Origin of the sequence: Wolbachia endosymbiont of Drosophila willistoni, from assembly GCF_040084705.1 — a bacterium.
In the GTDB taxonomy this organism is placed as follows: Bacteria; Pseudomonadota; Alphaproteobacteria; order Rickettsiales; family Anaplasmataceae; genus Wolbachia; species Wolbachia pipientis.
In genome coordinates, this window is sequence record NZ_CP157591.1 from 928,720 (window position 1) to 945,778 (window position 17,059).

Below are 17,059 nucleotides of genomic sequence, written 5' to 3' on the forward strand. Positions count from 1 at the left end.
CTATTTTACCACTGGTGGCTTTTCGAAAGTATGAAAAGGCGGTGGTGAAGATACCGTCCATTCCAAGGTGTCACCTTCCCAAGGATTATCTCCAGCTTTCTTGCGCCATTTAAAAAGATGTATAACTATAAACACAAAAAACATAACTGAAACAAAGGACATATACGAACCAATTGAGGATATATAATTCCAAGGGATAAACGCATCAGGATAATCAGGTATACGCCTTGGCATACCAGCTAATCCTAAGAAATGTTGAGGTAAAAAAGTGATATTGGTGCTAATAAAAGTAAGCCAAAAGTGGATTTGACCTAAGCGCTCATTATATTGTTTACCCGACATCTTACCAATCCAATAATAAAAGCCAGCAAAAGCTCCAAATAATGCAGCAAGTGACATGACATAATGGAAGTGAGCAACAACATAATAGGTGTCGTGCAGGAGCTTATCTATTCCACCATGAGAAAGAATTATTCCCGTTATGCCACCGCCAACAAACATGAAAATAAAACCTAGTGCAAATAGCATAGGGGTCTTAAACTCAATTGCTCCACCCCACATAGTTGCAATCCAGCTAAAGACTTTTACACCAGTTATAACACCGATAAAAATTGTGGTAGTGCTAAAAAATGCAGCAGCGTCAGCACTAAGCCCAACAGTGAACATATGGTGAGCCCAAACCATAAAGCCAAATACTGCTATACCTATCATTGCATAAACCATCCCTATGTAACCAAATACAGGTCTGTGAGAAAAAGTTGATACAACCTGACTTATGATGCCAAATGCAGGAAAAATAATTACGTAAACTTCTGGATGACCAAAAAACCAAAATAGATGTTGAAATAACACAGGATCGCCGCCACCGGCAGGATCAAAAAAGGAAGTACCAATATTGCGATCAGTAAGAAGCATAGTTATAGCACCGGCAAGCACTGGTAAGGCAACAATCAACATAAATGCTGTTAGCAAGACAGACCAAACAAACAGTGGCATCTTAGTTAATGACATTCCTTTTGTGCGCATGTTAAATATAGTAACTATAAAGTTGATCGCCCCAACAATTGACGACATACCAGCAACATGAAGTGCAAGTATAGCAATGTCAACTCCTGCACTTGGATGGGACATTACCTGTGATAGAGGTGGATATAAAGTCCAACCTGTACCTGGACCTTCACCAATAAACACTGAGAGAATGAGCAAAATAAAAGATGACACTAATAACCAAAAACTTAAATTATTCATACGAGGAAATGCCATATCTGGTGCGCCAATCATGAGAGGTACAAACCAGTTACCAAATCCTCCCATGAGGGCTGGCATTATCATAAAAAACACCATTATCAACGCATGCCCTGTAACCATTACGTTATATAATTGATAGTTATTGTTAAGTATATTAATGTGCATTAGCTGAGTGCGAATAATCACCGATAATAATCCACCAATAATTCCAGCTAATATGGAAAAAATAATGTACAGTGTCCCTATATCTTTATGATTGGTGGAAAACAACCAACGCTTTATGCCCTTTGGTACGTCACTCATATCTATACTCCAAATTTAACTCACTAATTTTCTATTTTCAATCCACTGATTAAAATCTTCTTTGCTTACTGCTTCAACAACAATTGGCATAAATCCATGGCCTTGACCACACAATTCGTAGCACTGCCCATAATAAACACCAGGCTTTTTGATATTAAACCACGCCTCATTCAGCCTACCTGGTATCGCATCAATTTTTACACCGAAAGCCGGTACTCCCCAACTGTGTATCACATCTCCTGCTGTAACTTGTAAACGAACGTTAGTATTAACGGGTAAAATGATGTTGTTATCAACAGAGAATAGCTTTAAATCTCCTTCGATAAAGTCTTCTTTTCCCTTAATATAACTATCAAATGACACACCTTGATATTCTGGATATTGGTAACTCCAATACCATTGATGGCCAATAACTTTCAGTGTTATATCAGCTTTCGGTATTTCTTCCTGTAGCTTCAGTAATTTAGCGTTTTCAAAGGCTAATATTCCAACAATGATAGTTGGTATAACAAACCAAATAATTTCTAAAGGAACACTATGGGTAGTTTTACTTATGTTTGTTACTTTGCTTTTACGAAAGCGAAACGCTATATAAGCAAGCAGCGCCCACACAAAAAGCATTATTGTAACCATCACAAGCATCACAAACGAATGTGACCTAACTACAGCCTCCATTACTTCAGTTGCAGGAGCAGGAAATCCAAATTGCCAGGAAGTAGGAGCAGAGGCAACAGATATATTTGAGTAAAATATTATCAATAGTGCAAATAACTTCACCATATCTTTTGTTTGTTTGCTATAAAACTAAGTGATATACTGTATAATAGTATATATAAACTTACTATGCAAATAGAGATTAGTGATGGTTAATAATTTTTTAGCATTCAACAAGTATAATAGTACAATACTAATTGAGGAAAAAAGCATTTACATAAATCTATTGTAAGTAAAAATATTATAATATTTTAAATTAAGTATTTACTTTAAGTAAATTCTATAATAAGTTTAATAGTGTCTGTTACTGCTAATAACCCTCTAGCCTCACACCTAAAAGCAGTAACAGACACTATTAAACTTTATGACAAGTTTATAATCTGTAAGATCAAAGTCTTACAAGTTTCTTTATTTCATTATACAACGAAATCTTTAGAGAAGCCAAATGGGCAAAGTTTCATGAAGGTCTTTGGCATCTCTTAGCATAGATCCCTTACTTAACCATCATACCGCGATTCATTCGCAGTATCTCAAAGCATAGATCCCGCTAACACGTAGCGGGATGACGATTGTCGTTTAGCCATAAACATTAAGAAATTTACCAAATAAAAAAAAAGGCAAAAGAAGCCCCGTGGTGGTTGGCTATTTACTATGTACTAAAATATCGGCGTTTTTTTTGACCTTATCCAGAAAAAGTGGAGAGAAAGTTTGGAATGTTTTTCACAAAGAGAATGATGAATCAAAATGCTCAGGAATGCAATAGTTAATAGTGACGTTGTTTGTTATAAAAAATTTCTATGTATTCAAATATTGCAGTTCTAGTTTGTTGAGCAGAGTGTTGTGAAGTATCAATAAGTATTTCTCTTTTCAATGAGCTAAAGAAGCTTTCCACAACAGAATTGTCGTAACAACAACCTTTATGACTCATCTATGTTTTTTATGGATAAGAGATATTGATAACCTTGCAAAGTATATTGTGAACCTTGATCACTATGTAATAGTAGATTTTTGGCAGGTTTACGCTTGTTAACGGCCATTAATAAAGAGTCCATAACCAATTGTTTATTTATTGAACTGCTCATTAACTACCATGCGTGAATATAGATCGATTATTGTTGCCAAATATAGCCATCCTTCTTTGGTTTTTATATAAGTAATCCCATACTTTATTTGGTTGATCAACAATAAAGTTTTGATCTAGTATATTGGGAGCTACAGCTCTATTATCTGTTTGTTGTTTTTTAATTTTAAACTTTCTTTTCAGTATAGCCCTGATGTCATTTTTCTGCATAATACTTTGCACCGTTTTCAAATTGCAACTTTTACCCAAAGCCTTCAATTCAGCATGAATTTTAGGAGCTCCATATCTACATTTAGAAGCTTGATATATTTTTTGAATATCTGCTAATAACTCTTTATTTGCTGATTCTCTACTGCTTATTTTTCTTGTGGTCCACTTATAGTAGCCACTAGCAGAAAATCCTACATAATTCCTGTACTTTATAGCAGTTACTATATAAAAAAATATTTTACTCTTTTTGACTGGCCAGGGCTTTTTTTTAAATGTCTCTTTCTCTTGTTACTTTTGCTAACTCTTTCTGTAAATCAAATCTCTCTTTGTCATAAGGTGCTACATCTGGAAATGCATTTGCCGCTGACTTTTTTTCGTTATATTTCTTCATCCATTTTCCTAATACACTATCCCTTATTCCTAGATCTCTTGCTACTTTTGCAACTGGTTGACCTACCTTTCTTTGTTCATTTGCCAGCTTAACAGCTTCCAATTTGAATTCTGCTGTATATTCTCTTGCCATTTCTAATCCTCCAAAATTTTATTTTACCCGAAAAAACTCCTTTCTTTCTCTCCACTTTTTCTGGGTAAGGTCAATTCGGAACTCTATTTCTTTTTTACGATCTTTACTTTTATTCTTATTGTTCATATAATATACCCTTCACTAATAATAAATTATTTTTAAATGTTTACTGTTATTTTCTTAGCAGTATTGGCATAAAGCCATAGCTTTTGGGTGAAGTCAAATCAAATTTTCAATTTTTTTTTGTTTATTTTTTTATGAAAAGGTAGAAGATATTAATAGCTGCTAATTTCTTTAAACGATGTTGTCGTAGATTCGTATTTTTATACACCAAAAAGGGTATCTTTGATGTCTCCTACAGCTCCAAACTCATAGCATCCATTTGCCGGCCTTTTAAGGCGCTTTATAGAAGGGTTAATAAAAGATGTACAAAAGGACGTCTAAGGTGCGTAATAGCATTCTAAAGCCATCTATGGGAGACATTTTTTTCATCAACGCATTCAAAACTTAAAAAAATAAAAAACTTGAACATTTCTTCAGAATTATGTATAATTATTAATGCTTTTTAAGGTTCTTTCTTATGACTTTTTCTAAGTTTCTTGATCCCAAAAATGATGTATCGTTTAAGCGTATCTTCGGTACTGAAAAAAATAGAGATATCCTTATTCACTTCCTCAATGATATTCTTGGCTTTACTGGTAAAAATGAAATAAAGGATATAGAGTTTTTAAGTACTATTCAAGACCCCGATATCGCCGCTAAAAAGCAAAGTATTGTTGATGTTCTCTGTAGAGATTCTACAGGTGCTCAATACATTTGCGAAATGCAGGTCGCTAAAACTAAAGGCTTTGAAAAACGTGCCCAATACTATGCTGCTAAAGCTTACTCAAGGCAAGCTGATAAAGGTGACCAGTATCATAACCTTAAGGAAATTATCTTCATTGCTATAGCAGATTGTGTACTGTTTCCTAATAAATCTGAGTACAAATCAAAGCATACTATTCGAGATGAAGACACTAATGAGCATGATCTAAAAGATTTCTATTTTATATTTATTGAGTTGCCAAAATTTCCAAAGAATAAGGAAGATCAGTTGGAAAATATAGTTGAAAAATGGGTTTATTTTTTTCGATATGCAGATGAGACTAGTGAAGAAGAGCTGGAAAAAATAATAGGTAGTGATGTAATAATTAAAAAGGCCTATGAAGAGCTAAATAGATTCAACTGGTCAGAAAAAGAATTTATTGCCTATGAACAGGAAATAAAACGTATTCTTGATGAACAGGCTGTCCTCGCTCAAAAACTTGATGATGCTACTGAAAAAGGTAGAGAAGAAGGTAAAGAAGAAGGCATCCAAATCGGACATGAAAAAGGCAGAAAAGCAGAGAAAATCGAAGTGGCAAAGAACTCACTTAAGGCCGGTGTCTCTATTGATGTTATCGCTCAAATTACCGGCCTTTCGATAGATGAAATTCAAAAATTAAGGAATTAATACTTTACCTTGACCTCTAGCTTGAGTTAAATGACATTGAACAGAAGTATTATTTAGATAACTTTTAGGCTCCAAGCTTATTTGTTGTTCTTTTACGTCACTCACTTCTAATCTGCTTAACATTTGTTGCATTAATTGATTTATTACTGGGTCTATTCTTCTATTAAATTCAGCCATAAACTTATCAAACTTTTTCGGACTTAATCTACCGGGATCTCCGGGTTCTCTACCAGGCAATGCTTCCTCTGCGTATGATTTTAAAATCCCTGAAATTTCATTAAATTCACCACTCCTAATTTTTTCATTAATCTTCTCAAATAATTTCTCAAATTAATATCTAAGCGGTGCATTTTTATACCACCTTTCGATTCAGCTTGCTTCTCTAATACTTCCTTGAACGACTTTATAATATCCGATGTGTAAAAAAGAGCCTTTACAGGATTAACATCAGAAAACTTAGGAAGAGGACACTTTTTATCTAGAAAAGCTTGTAACAAGAAAAACATCAAGCTAGCATTATTACTCGCACAAACTTCACGACTAAATTGGCTAGTATATTGGATATTTGGGTTTCTTACTGTATCAGAATGATTGGAGCTACTTCCTGCTGTACCAGAACGGCTAGAGCTATTTTCTGAAAATGAAGGCAACGCAGCCCTTAAAGGGGAAGAGATAAACTGAAAAACACCTTTAACAGCATCTATCCATGAAGACGGCTTACTTGCTCCGCTTGTAGCTCCTATTTTGTTATAGCCTATTTCGTCACTTTGCGATGAATTGTCTGATGCATTATCATAAGATAGATCACACTTAGCTTCTTTTGTAATACTATATTGTACATCACGCTTCTTGCGAGTAGATCCACAATCCTCAATTTTCCATTGACATGGACTATCTTTGCCCCTGGCCTCCAAGTAAATACTCTCCTTCTATCCCTATCATGGCTAAGATAATCACTAGCAGGATATAAATACTCATTACTATAGTAAACACTTTTAATACATACCTCCGATGAAAATACTGCATTCTTTACTGACTCTGGTAATTCTCCTTTTATCCTTTCAAGCTCAGATTTTTTTCCGAATGAACATTATGGTAATTACTCATCTCCATAATTCTTTTTACATAACGGGCTAACCTAAACTCCGCATTTTCTACACCTTTAACTTCAATACTAGCTCCAATATTGAGAAGATTTGTAACTTCACTAACATTCCCACTTTCTACAGCAGCAAATAAAAGTCTATCATACTCACTTTGCTTTGGTCCTAAAAAGTTTACTACTTCTGACTGACGAGAGGTATTTGCTACATCTAAAGGTTTTCCACCATCCTTATTTTTAGCTCCAATATTAGCCCCCTTATCTATAAGAAATCTAATTATCTCTAAATGACCTCCTTCAGCAGCCCTATGCAAAGATGTGTAACCATCACTATCTCTAGCTTCAATATTAGCCCCTTTCTCAAGAAGTTCTCTAACGTCACTAAGGCGTCCTGCTCCTGCAGCACTAACTAATAAATCATCATTGTTTAAAGTCATTTGTCCCTCCACATTTATAAAAACTTACCTAACTTAACTAAGCAATCACACTATAACAAGCCACTCTTACCCTGAGCTTTTTTCTTTCCTCAAGCAACACAGAAAGGACCATCTTCCCTCAAACAAGAATTCTGGAATGCCCTCACATAACATAGCCCGCTCACAAAAGTAAAATTACCTTAGCCATCACACACTTGCATACCATAAAAAATTAGTAATCTAATGTATTTCAGGAATAGTACTCCACTTTTAAAACTTGTCAACCCCTAATTTAAAATTTTTTTGAAATAATTTTTGATGAAAATTTTTAATGAATTACTATTAATTTAATATTAAATATTACTAAGAACCTAAATAATACAACCACTTTCAGCAATAAAAACCAGCTAGCATGAGAAGATTTTTTTGGAAATCGATTGGTCTTGCAAATATGCTTAAAATCTTCGTTTCAAGCCCTGGATGTAAATTTATTTGCCTTTTTTTGACTATTTGGGGTTCCTTCTCTATCTCTTGGTGTTAAAAGTTCAAATGAATCTGCACTTGTACGTAAAGCCTTTGCATTTCTCCCATTTTTTCTATTATTTTCTTCACTTTCAGCCAATAAGTGGTTTTCTATTTCACCTTTTTATATCAATTTATTACTTTCTTTTTGATTTGACACACTTTTTTGAACATCTCTATTGTGGAACAAACTTTCTCTTGGTTCTCCAATTTAGACACATGAGCAAAGATTGTGAGCTTTCTCCTCTTACTTCAAAAACCAATATCTTCTTTAATATGATTACTTCTATGTACTTACTAAATTAGGCTACTTAAATTCCTTAGGCAGGTTATAAACGGATACCTTTGCTGAGCTTTCAAAGCTCTTTATAGAGGTAGGTGATTCTAATGTTCCAGGTACGTCATCATAATCAGATAGTTGCGTAGAAATTGAATTCGTCCTAATACCCTGAGATGTACCTTCTTGAAAATGAAGTAATTTATTTTCCAACTTATCTCTTGCTTCTCTAAAACTGTCCAATTTTTTTGCAAGCTAACACTTTCTTCTTTATACTTTGAAAGTGTTAAATCGATAAAATGATTACACAACACTATTAGACCTGTAGCACTAGAAAATAACAACAAGAGAGGATGAATGGTAACACCTGGCATATCTCCACTTCTTGCATCATGAAAATTTTTATACATATTAAGACAAGAGCCAAAAGCTGCAGAGCATACAAAAGCAAGTTTTGTTCTGCACAGGAAATACTCGACTTGCGCTAATTTTTCATTGCAATGTGCTAATTCTTTACGCAAATCATTAATTTTATCACTATAATACCTAATAAACAATTGTTTTGTTTCTTCATTATTAACATATTTCCATGCTCTGTAAGATCTTCCATCTATGAGCTCAACGTTTACATGCTCTGATTTTAGAAGCGCACTAATTGCGTTACTACTTCTAGAACGCACAGCTTCATGTAGAGGTGTGTAATCGCTTTTAACATCTTTCCTTCTGTTAATATTTTCATAAGTTAAATACTTGAAAAGAGCCGAAATACATTCTGGGTCATTACCTTCAATAGCCAGAGTAATTGCATCTTTTCCGTCTTTATCCTTAGAATTAATAACTTTAGAAAGCGGCTTTTCATTTTCTTGCTTATCTTCAAAATACTTGCACTTATACACCTTATTCGAACGATATGGCTCCTTAAGAATACACAAAAGTTCTTTTACAAGATCAACCTGATTTTCTTTAATAACCACATGCAAAAGTGTGTTTTGATTTTCCTCATCTTGTAACAGTAAAACATCATACAAATAAGCATTTTCATGTAGATAACTAATCTCTTTATTGAAACGTGTTTTATCTATACCTTCTCTTCCTCCTTTACAGATACTGAAGAGTCGTAAACTACCTTCCAAAGCATTGTGATCAATTGCAGAGGCACGTTGCCTTCTGTATAAAATTGGCGCTCCTTCTACGCAAACACTTCCGAAGTAACGAGCAATAGGGGAATGGATACATGCACTTAAAAAATTAGTAAGAAGGTTACAAGTGTTCACACCATTCCTACCTTCAAGCAGTCTAACTACATCTAATTTATTATACGAATCAGCATAATATAAAGGATCCCGATCATAACAGTCCTTAGCATCAATTATAGCATCACATTCAAGAAGAAGTTTAGCTACATCTAAATGACCTTCCCTAGCAGCATAATGTAAAGGTGTTCTAGCTTTTTCATCCATGGCCTCAACTTTAGCACCTTGGCTTATAAGAAAGCTAACCATACCCTCTCTATTGTAGTAAGCAGCATAGTGTAGAGGAGCTATACCCAAACGGTCTTTAGCATTAATTATAGAATCATGGTCAAGAAGAAGTTTAGCTGCATCTAAATGACCTTCCCCAGCAGCATAATGTAAAGGTGTTTTATCTTCTTCATCCATGGCCTCAACTTTAGCATCTCGGCTTATAAGAAAGCTAACCACATCCTCTCTATTGTAGCAAGCAGCATAGTGTAGAGGAGTCATACCAAAACGGTCTTCAGCATCAATTATAGCACCACGGTCAAGAAGAAGTTCAGCTACATCTAAATGACCTTTCCCAGCAGCATAATGTAAAGGTGTTTTAGCTTCTTTATCCACGGCCTCAATTTTGGCATCTTGTTTTATAAGAAAGCTAACCATATTTTTTCTATTGTGGTAAGCAGCATAGTGTAGAGGAGCCATACCAAAACAGTCTTCAGCATCAATCATAGTACCACGGCCAAGAAGAAGTTCAGCTACATCTGAATGACCTTCCCTAGCAGCATAATGTAAAGGTGTTTTTCTACTATCATCTTGAACGTTAACCTTAGCATTTCTACTGAGAAGAAGTTTAAGGACATACAAATTACCCTTACAAGAAGCTACACACAAAGGCGTTTGATTGTTTATACCTTTAGCCTCAATATTAGCACCTCCATCAAGAAAATCACTAACCTTTCTAATATCTTTTCTTTCTATAGCAGAAAATAAATATTTATCTAGCTTTGCTCTCAAAAAGTTTGCTACTTCCGTGTTACCAAGCTCATTTACTATGCGTAAAGGTGTCTTAACATTATTATCCTTAGCTAAAATGCTGGCACCTTGATCAACAAGAAATCTAACCATATCGTATTGACCTGCACTAACAGCATAGTGTAGAGGTGTCCAATTTTGGTCACATCTAATGTCAATATCAGCACCAATACTAAGAAGAAGTTGAGCTACATTTACACTATTTTTACAGGCAGCCCAGGACAGCAAAGGCAACTTATCTAAAAGTTCACGATTAACATTATATTTATCAATATGTTGATCAATATATTCCTCCAACCGTTTAAAGTCGTCATTTTCTATAGCATGCGTAAAATCCGTTGTAAGGCTCGTTTGATCTTTCATAAACTATATAAAAAAAACTATTTTCCTACTCAGTACAATACTCCATTTTTAAAACTTATCAACCCCTATTTAGAAATTTTTTATGGAATAATTTTTGATGAAAGTCTTTAATATATTGCTACTAATTTAGCAATATATACTGTTAAAAACCTAAACAATATAACCATTTCCAGCACCCAAAACCAGCAAGCGTGAGAACAATTTTTCTTGGAATCGGTTGGTCTACCATATGTACCATACGAACTTTTTAATATAACAATTTAACTATACGCTAAAACTAGCTATATTAGCCCATTTCATCCATATCTACATACGAACTTTTTTGCCTAAGCTTATTGAAATAATTTAAATCTTCTATTTTTATAACCTTATTTTTACGCGGCTTGTTCTCACAAATATACGACCTTTTTTGCAATCTTAGGAAGAGTCAATAATTCAATTCCTTATAACACTAGCTAGCATGGTATCTTCACTAAAATATTTTTTTAAAAAGTTAGTTGACTTATAAATAATTCTCTACTAATACTAGCATATGTTTGTTTATTCTGCTGAAGTGGCTCCGCAGGTTACTGTATAAGCTTCAGCAGTTTTTGTACTCCTTTAAAGCATCATATTCCTATATATTAAATATAGCTGGTGTTCTCAATTTTGTTGATCTATAGTAAAATTGGCTAAAACTTCCAGTAATAAACAACTTTTAACCTAGCAGTACTCACCATAAAAACTTAACAAAAATATGAGTAGTAAAAAGATTATGTTGAAATTAACTTGACACATACTACACATTCTATATAATATATTCTATATCTAGAGCTAGGAGGTAATATGGATACAGGGTCAGTAAAATATATTGCAGAACCTATCAGTGAACAAAGCAAACACACTGATGAGCAAAAACTGAAGTGTGACCTAAGTGCTGGACAAGAGTTTTCAGAAATAGGTAGCCCAAAAACAGAAGCAACTGGATTACCAGTAGATAGTTATTATGAATTCATTAAGCGAGATTTATTTTCGGCTGATAGAAGTTTGATAGATGATAAAAAATACTTAGAGGATTTAATAGATGAGTGGCTTATTCATGCACCTAACTTAGGACTGGAAGAGAGTCAAAAAAAGTTAAATCAAAAATTACTCAATAGTATTATAAAAGATTTTAATATGGGAAATTATGACTCATTTTCAAATCTTAAGCAGTTTTTAGAAAGTAACGAGAAAAATAAAGACCTGAAGTACGTTCTTAATCTAAAAAGAGGGCATCTAGGAACAACAATATTGAACGTGTTTCTCGAATACGACGAAATTATTCCTTCTCTTCTCAAAGCTGGTGCTGATCTAAGTATGCAGGATAATAAAGGTAAAACACTTTTGCATGATACTGCTATTTATTCTAGTGGATATGAAGATCTTGGGTATCTCTTAGATGCAAAAGCTGATCCAAATATACAAGATGAAAAAGGTAACACACCTTTACACTATTATGCTGCTAAGTGTAGTGATCAAAGCAGAAAAACTATGGATTTGCTCATAAGCAAAGGAGCTGATTTAAGCATAAAAAATAACGATGGAAAAACTCCACTGCAAGTTGCAATTGATAGCAACAATATTATAGAGTGTTTTTTAACTGACAACCAAAAAAAGTTAAGAGACCAACTACGTAAAATGGTTAAAGCTACAGATTCTGATGAAGATTGGGATAATCCTTATGGTCCAGGTGTTGAAGATCTGAAAAAATTTTTAGATAAACATAAAAATAACCAAGATTTAAAGATAGTTTTAAATGTTAAGGGTGATAGTTCAATTTGGCCGTTTTGTCAATTTCCTGATGTAAAAGCTTTACTCTTAAAAGCAGGAGCAACTGACTTTGTAGGTAATAAGCAAGATAATTGTGAAAAATGTGATAGTCTCTTGTCAGAGATGTATCAAACAAATCAACTTGCTAAGCTAAATAAGTTTTTGAGTAAGGTAGTAAAAGCTAAAAGCATGATTGAACTACAGGAAGTTGTAAATGAGATTATAGCTTCTGGAATGAGATTAAATTTTGCTAAAGACAAAGATTATTACTTTGCAGATCACGTACTAGAAAAAATTGCTAAGTTAGAAGGAAGCTATGGAATTGCCAGTGATATAGTATGTGCATTAATATCGAGAGGAGCAAAGTTAAAAAACTCAGATAGTTTAAAAGTCATTGATACAATAGAACGAGAGTTTAAAGATCATAAAGCTAATGTAATCAAGGCTCATGTAGAGTACATTAATTATGCTGAAGAATTTTTTAGAGTTGCAAAGGATGCTACCAGTGGTCAACTGTGTGATGGAAAAATCGATAACAGTGTATCTTACTTAGAATACTCAGAGGATAGTATAATAGATGTTGCAAAAATCACAGATAGAACAAGGAATTTAGGAATACCTCAAGGAGAAAAAGGATATGGAAGGAGTGTAATAAAAATTGGCAAAAGTGAGGTGGAAATTATAACCCAAGATGGCATAAGGAATTACACAGATCTTACAGAAGGCAGCGATATAGTATTAACTTTCTATACCAGTTTGGGAAATATAGACGTTAGACTGTATCCTGACGTACAAGATAAAAGCAAAATTATAGTAAAAGTGAGTAATAAAGAGGAAGTATTGGAAAAATTCAAAGGTCATGAAGAAGAATTAGGCGAGGATTGTGCACTTGGTGATTATGATATCTACTATGCTATTGAACAGGGATATTTTGAAAGGTCTGGAAAATTAATGCATCCTGAAGTAATAAGCGAGTCTAACAACAAATGGACAGAACGTGAAGAGTTAAGAAAGGATTCTATGGAGGAAATTGCTAGAAGGCATAAGTTATTACAAGATTTACGCAATATTGAGTCTAATATTGTAAAAAAGGAGAAGAATTTTGACGTAAAAACTTACCTGATAGATATCTTTAAAATTTTATCTAGGTTCTATGAAGAAAAAGGGGATATTTCTAAAACAGACTTAGCTAAAGCAGCAGAAAAGGAAAGTAAAAAATTGGAGTTAGAAGGTAAATACAACTGGAGTAAGATTTTTGGTTTAGAGGAAGAAATTATTGAAAAGGCAGAAAAACAAGGTGACAAAGAGCAAAAATCAAACATACCTGATGACTTCTATTTAGGGCACGCAATCAATAATGGAAGCTGTTTTTTTGATTCATTCAGGCAAAATCTGGAACAACAGAAGGGAATCAAAGTTACTGTAAAGCAGTTAAGGAATGAGTGTAAGAGATTTGCACAAGACAATCCTCCAGAGTGGTTTATAAGTAAAATTGGCAATGACTTTGATGAGGTTGAAGGTGAGTTCGTAAATCGTGGAATTACGTGTAACCAATATATCAATAGCATTGGAAAGAATGAATTTTGGGGACGTTCCGATATCGAGGGCAGAATACTTTGTGATAAGTATGGTGTGAAATTGCATGTTGCAGAAAGTAACCCATTGCACACTATTGATAAGCAACAAGATCCGTTCTTGCATCAGTTAATAGATAGCTCAGGATCAAAAGCAGGTAAGATAGATTATAGTCACAATAGTGTCTTACATATGGTAAATGGAGGCCATGATCATTTTCAACCCCTACTTTATAGAAATAAGGCCTTGGCAAAACAAACGCAAGAACAAAAAGATTCCTTATGCTATTCAAGCTTGCCAAGCTCTAGTATGGATGAGTTAAAGATAGAAAAAGCATCTCATCAACAGAAGGCACTGCTTGTAAGTAGACCATAGCTTTGTATATGATTTGTTACACAGCAATGATGGGAGAAGTTTATTTAGTAAGTTGAAAAAGAAACTATTTTATTTAAAAAGTTTACTTAATGTTTATGGATTTTCAAGTACACTCTCAGATTCAAAAGGGGCTATAGATTGCTCGACATGTACTATTTCCTGGAGTTGTGTGCTGAAGTTTAGAGTATTGCTTTTTTTGATGTTTACAGAATTTTCCTCCAAATCTACTATTAAAATATGCAGTTAAAGTTGGATACATTTTTTATCACTATTGCATCTGATATGCTAAAATCTTCATTATTTATATTGATATTTTCGCATAATTGATTCTGTAACATTGACTTACTTTTCTATATCAATTTCAACATCTTTTTGTGTGGCCCTTTTCTGTTGCTTTTATAAATCAAGACCATAGAATTTCTCCCTTTGCTCACTCCACAGCATCGGTATTTCTTTTAAATCAACTAACTTCAAACCCCTTGGCTGCCTCCCATTTACTATATCTTCCTTAATCTTTGGTGCTAAATAATTTAATCTTAAAATTTGCTGTATACGTCTTGTACCTACGTTTATTTTCTTACTCAGCTCTTTCACACTTCTATATTTTCCTTCTTCCAATTGCCGTTTCCAGGAATGGGCTCTCACCACTGCCTTCAATAGTGCATTATTTGTTTTACCTTCTGGTTCGATTACTATGCATTTGTTTCCTTTCTTCTTCATTGGTATAAATTTTTCCTCTGATTCAGAACACACTTCTATTCCATCTTCTTTTACCATTACTCCCTTTATTAATTTTTTCATTGCTTCTTTCTGTTCTCTGAAGCTTAAATTTTCTCCATCCCCATATAAGCATTCGGCTCTTTTCATCACTTCTTTTTCTATTTCCCCAGCTACTATAGTTCGATTTACTGATTCACAATTCTTCCCCCTTAAGTGATTGTTGCATACGTAATATCTATACCTTTTGTTCTCTTTTTTTGAGTATGTCAGAGTCATATTTACATCACAGCTCTTGCACTTGATTATTCCCTTTAGCAGTGCTTCCTCATATTTTGCTTTTCTATATGGCTGATTACTTATCAATTCCTGCGCTTTTTGCCATTTTTCTTCTTCTATTATCGCTTCATGCTTTCCTTTATACTGTTTCTCATAATGCCTGATTTTTCCCATATATATTGGGTTTGTTATTATTCTCCTCACTGTTGCCTTTTTAAAGATATCTGATTTTGCTTTCGTTCGATATCCTTCTCTGTTTAACTCTCTTGCCAATTCTGCCATTGACTTCAGCTCCATATACCTCTCAAATATATGCTTTATTATTTTTGCTTCTTTTTCATTTATTATTAATTCCTTTTCTTTTACATCATAGCCAAGCGGTGGATTTCCTCCCATCCATAACCCTTGTTCTTTCGATGTTGCTATTTTATTTTTTACTCTCTCTACTATCATTTCTCTTTCTAGTTGTGCCGCCCCTGATAGCACTGTTTGTACAAATTTTCCCATTGGCGTATTATTGTCGAATATTTGTGTTACTGCTACAAAACTTATCCGGTGCCTTCTAAAAAATGATGTTACTTCTATGCAGTCCTTTGTTTCTCTTGATAACCTATCTAGCGTATATACTACTACACAGTCGACTTCTCCTACCTTTACATCTTCAAACAATTCCTTTATCGCTGGTCTATTCAAATTACTCCCTGAGAACCCTCCATCATCGTACTTTTTTGCCAATGCTACCCACCCTTCTCGGCTTTTTATATACTTCTCACATACTACTCGCTGTGCATCTAAACTATTAAACTTTTGTTCTAGCCCGTCTTCATTTGATTTTCTCGTATATATCGCGCATCTTACCTCTTTCAGCATTCTTTCTCCTTATCTCTCATTCCAAATAGGAGCGGTCCATTATAACTCATTTCCATTATTTTGCCGGCTACTGCTGATAATGACGTATAAAACTCTTCTTTATAGATTAAACCCTTATCTGTTACCATTACCGCATGCGTCTCTTCCCCTCTTTCTAATATTAGCTCTGTTCCCTCTACTGGCAGTTTATCGCTACTTATCCTTTTTCCCTTCTCTAGTCGATCTGCCAGGTATTCTAGTCTTTTTGCCCCTTTTCTTGATATTTCTCCGTACGCTTTTTCCTGCATTCTATAAGCTAATCTTGGTATCAGGTATTTCTTTGAGTATCTAGGCGCTCCTTCTCCATATACCTTTTTCCATATTTTCCTCACCTCTTCCAACGCTTTTTTCTCTAAATTCATTACTTTCTTTTCTATTTCTTCCTTTCTTTCCATATTTTCAGCCTCTCATAATTTCTCAAATAACTTTTCTATTCTGTCTGTTTCTTTCTTCAATACTTCAGTTACCTCTTTACTATTTTTCGCATAATCCATCGCTGTCATCCCAAATTTATCTGCTTGTTCTATTTCAGCCCCTGCTTTTACTAGCTCCTCCACTATTTCCACTTTCCCCACCATACATGCCAAGGTGCAGCGGTGTGCATTTACTGCCATACTCTTCAGCATTTACATTCCCTCCTGATTTTATCAATTCTCTAACTGTTTCTAGACGTTTCTCCGTTATCGCTAGGTGCAGTGCTGTATATCCTTCTACATCCGCTGCATTCACATTCGCTCCTTTTTCAACTAATAAGCTCACTGTTTTTCCGTCTACTGCATAATGCAGTTCCTTTTTTGTCCCCTTAATATTTTTACCTGAGTTCTCTAATAATTCTTTTAGTGCATCCTCTTTTTCTTTTTTACTCATAACCTACCTCACCTTTTCTTTAAAT

General features: G+C 34.2%; 13 protein-coding genes and 2 pseudogenes. 2 read left to right on the forward strand and 13 right to left on the reverse strand.

The window, feature by feature from the left end:
- From ctaD to ABL518_RS04730, 5 genes are all read right to left on the reverse strand, one after another.
- Complete coding sequence (gene ctaD, locus ABL518_RS04710) at positions 1–1,551, reverse strand: cytochrome c oxidase subunit I (protein ID WP_095742657.1); 1,551 nt, start codon at positions 1,549–1,551, stop codon at positions 1–3.
- A gap of 15 nt (positions 1,552–1,566) precedes the next feature.
- Positions 1,567–2,331: a cytochrome c oxidase subunit II gene (gene coxB, locus ABL518_RS04715; protein ID WP_010082658.1), complete on the reverse strand. Its 765-nt coding sequence runs from the start codon at positions 2,329–2,331 to the stop codon at positions 1,567–1,569.
- Positions 2,332–3,028: 697 nt separating this feature from the next.
- A complete protein-coding gene (locus ABL518_RS04720) occupies positions 3,029–3,193 on the reverse strand; it encodes an IS3 family transposase (RefSeq protein WP_080717614.1) in 165 nt (54 codons plus the stop codon).
- Between the two features lie 153 nt (positions 3,194–3,346).
- On the reverse strand, positions 3,347–3,793 hold the full coding sequence (locus tag ABL518_RS04725) for an IS3 family transposase (protein ID WP_320109417.1): 447 nt from the start codon (positions 3,791–3,793) through the stop codon (positions 3,347–3,349).
- Positions 3,794–3,824: 31 nt separating this feature from the next.
- Positions 3,825–4,079: a transposase gene (locus ABL518_RS04730; RefSeq protein WP_251371788.1), complete on the reverse strand. Its 255-nt coding sequence runs from the start codon at positions 4,077–4,079 to the stop codon at positions 3,825–3,827.
- 580 nt (positions 4,080–4,659) lie between these two features.
- Here ABL518_RS04730 and ABL518_RS04735 point away from each other — a divergent pair.
- Complete coding sequence (locus tag ABL518_RS04735; RefSeq protein WP_015589128.1) at positions 4,660–5,571, forward strand: Rpn family recombination-promoting nuclease/putative transposase; 912 nt, start codon at positions 4,660–4,662, stop codon at positions 5,569–5,571.
- Here the strand turns inward: ABL518_RS04735 and ABL518_RS04740 are convergent.
- The 5 genes and pseudogenes from ABL518_RS04740 to ABL518_RS04760 form a co-directional block, all read right to left on the reverse strand.
- Positions 5,560–5,808 (reverse strand): hypothetical protein, encoded by a 249-nt coding sequence (locus ABL518_RS04740; protein ID WP_251371787.1) that lies wholly within the window; start codon positions 5,806–5,808, stop codon positions 5,560–5,562. The two genes, ABL518_RS04735 and ABL518_RS04740, sit on opposite strands and share 12 nt — an antisense overlap.
- A 20-nt stretch (positions 5,809–5,828) precedes the next feature.
- Positions 5,829–6,485 carry a hypothetical protein gene (locus tag ABL518_RS04745; RefSeq protein ID WP_348994366.1) on the reverse strand — a complete coding sequence of 219 codons (657 nt, stop codon included), beginning with the start codon at positions 6,483–6,485 and terminating at the stop codon, positions 5,829–5,831.
- A gap of 139 nt (positions 6,486–6,624) precedes the next feature.
- Positions 6,625–7,110 (reverse strand): ankyrin repeat domain-containing protein, encoded by a 486-nt coding sequence (locus ABL518_RS04750; RefSeq protein WP_015589130.1) that lies wholly within the window; start codon positions 7,108–7,110, stop codon positions 6,625–6,627.
- 405 nt (positions 7,111–7,515) lie between these two features.
- Positions 7,516–7,735 (reverse strand): annotated as a pseudogene (locus ABL518_RS04755) (transposase); the annotation flags it as partial.
- 260 nt (positions 7,736–7,995) lie between these two features.
- Positions 7,996–10,521, reverse strand: coding sequence for an ankyrin repeat domain-containing protein (locus ABL518_RS04760; protein ID WP_095742655.1), 2,526 nt, complete (start codon positions 10,519–10,521; stop codon positions 7,996–7,998).
- Positions 10,522–11,346: 825 nt separating this feature from the next.
- On the opposite strand from ABL518_RS04760, the gene ABL518_RS04765 reads away from it, so the two are divergent.
- Positions 11,347–14,262 (forward strand): ankyrin repeat domain-containing protein, encoded by a 2,916-nt coding sequence (locus tag ABL518_RS04765; RefSeq protein ID WP_251371785.1) that lies wholly within the window; start codon positions 11,347–11,349, stop codon positions 14,260–14,262.
- A gap of 396 nt (positions 14,263–14,658) precedes the next feature.
- On the opposite strand, the gene ABL518_RS04770 is transcribed toward ABL518_RS04765, so the two are convergent.
- From ABL518_RS04770 to ABL518_RS04780, 3 genes and pseudogenes are all read right to left on the reverse strand, one after another.
- On the reverse strand, positions 14,659–16,128 hold the full coding sequence (locus ABL518_RS04770; RefSeq protein ID WP_010082246.1) for a recombinase family protein: 1,470 nt from the start codon (positions 16,126–16,128) through the stop codon (positions 14,659–14,661).
- Complete coding sequence (locus ABL518_RS04775; protein ID WP_010082245.1) at positions 16,122–16,562, reverse strand: DUF2924 domain-containing protein; 441 nt, start codon at positions 16,560–16,562, stop codon at positions 16,122–16,124. Before ABL518_RS04775 ends, ABL518_RS04770 begins: the two co-directional genes overlap by 7 nt.
- 12 nt (positions 16,563–16,574) lie before the next feature.
- Positions 16,575–17,034, reverse strand: a pseudogene (locus ABL518_RS04780) (ankyrin repeat domain-containing protein).
- Positions 17,035–17,059: the final 25 nt, after the last annotated feature.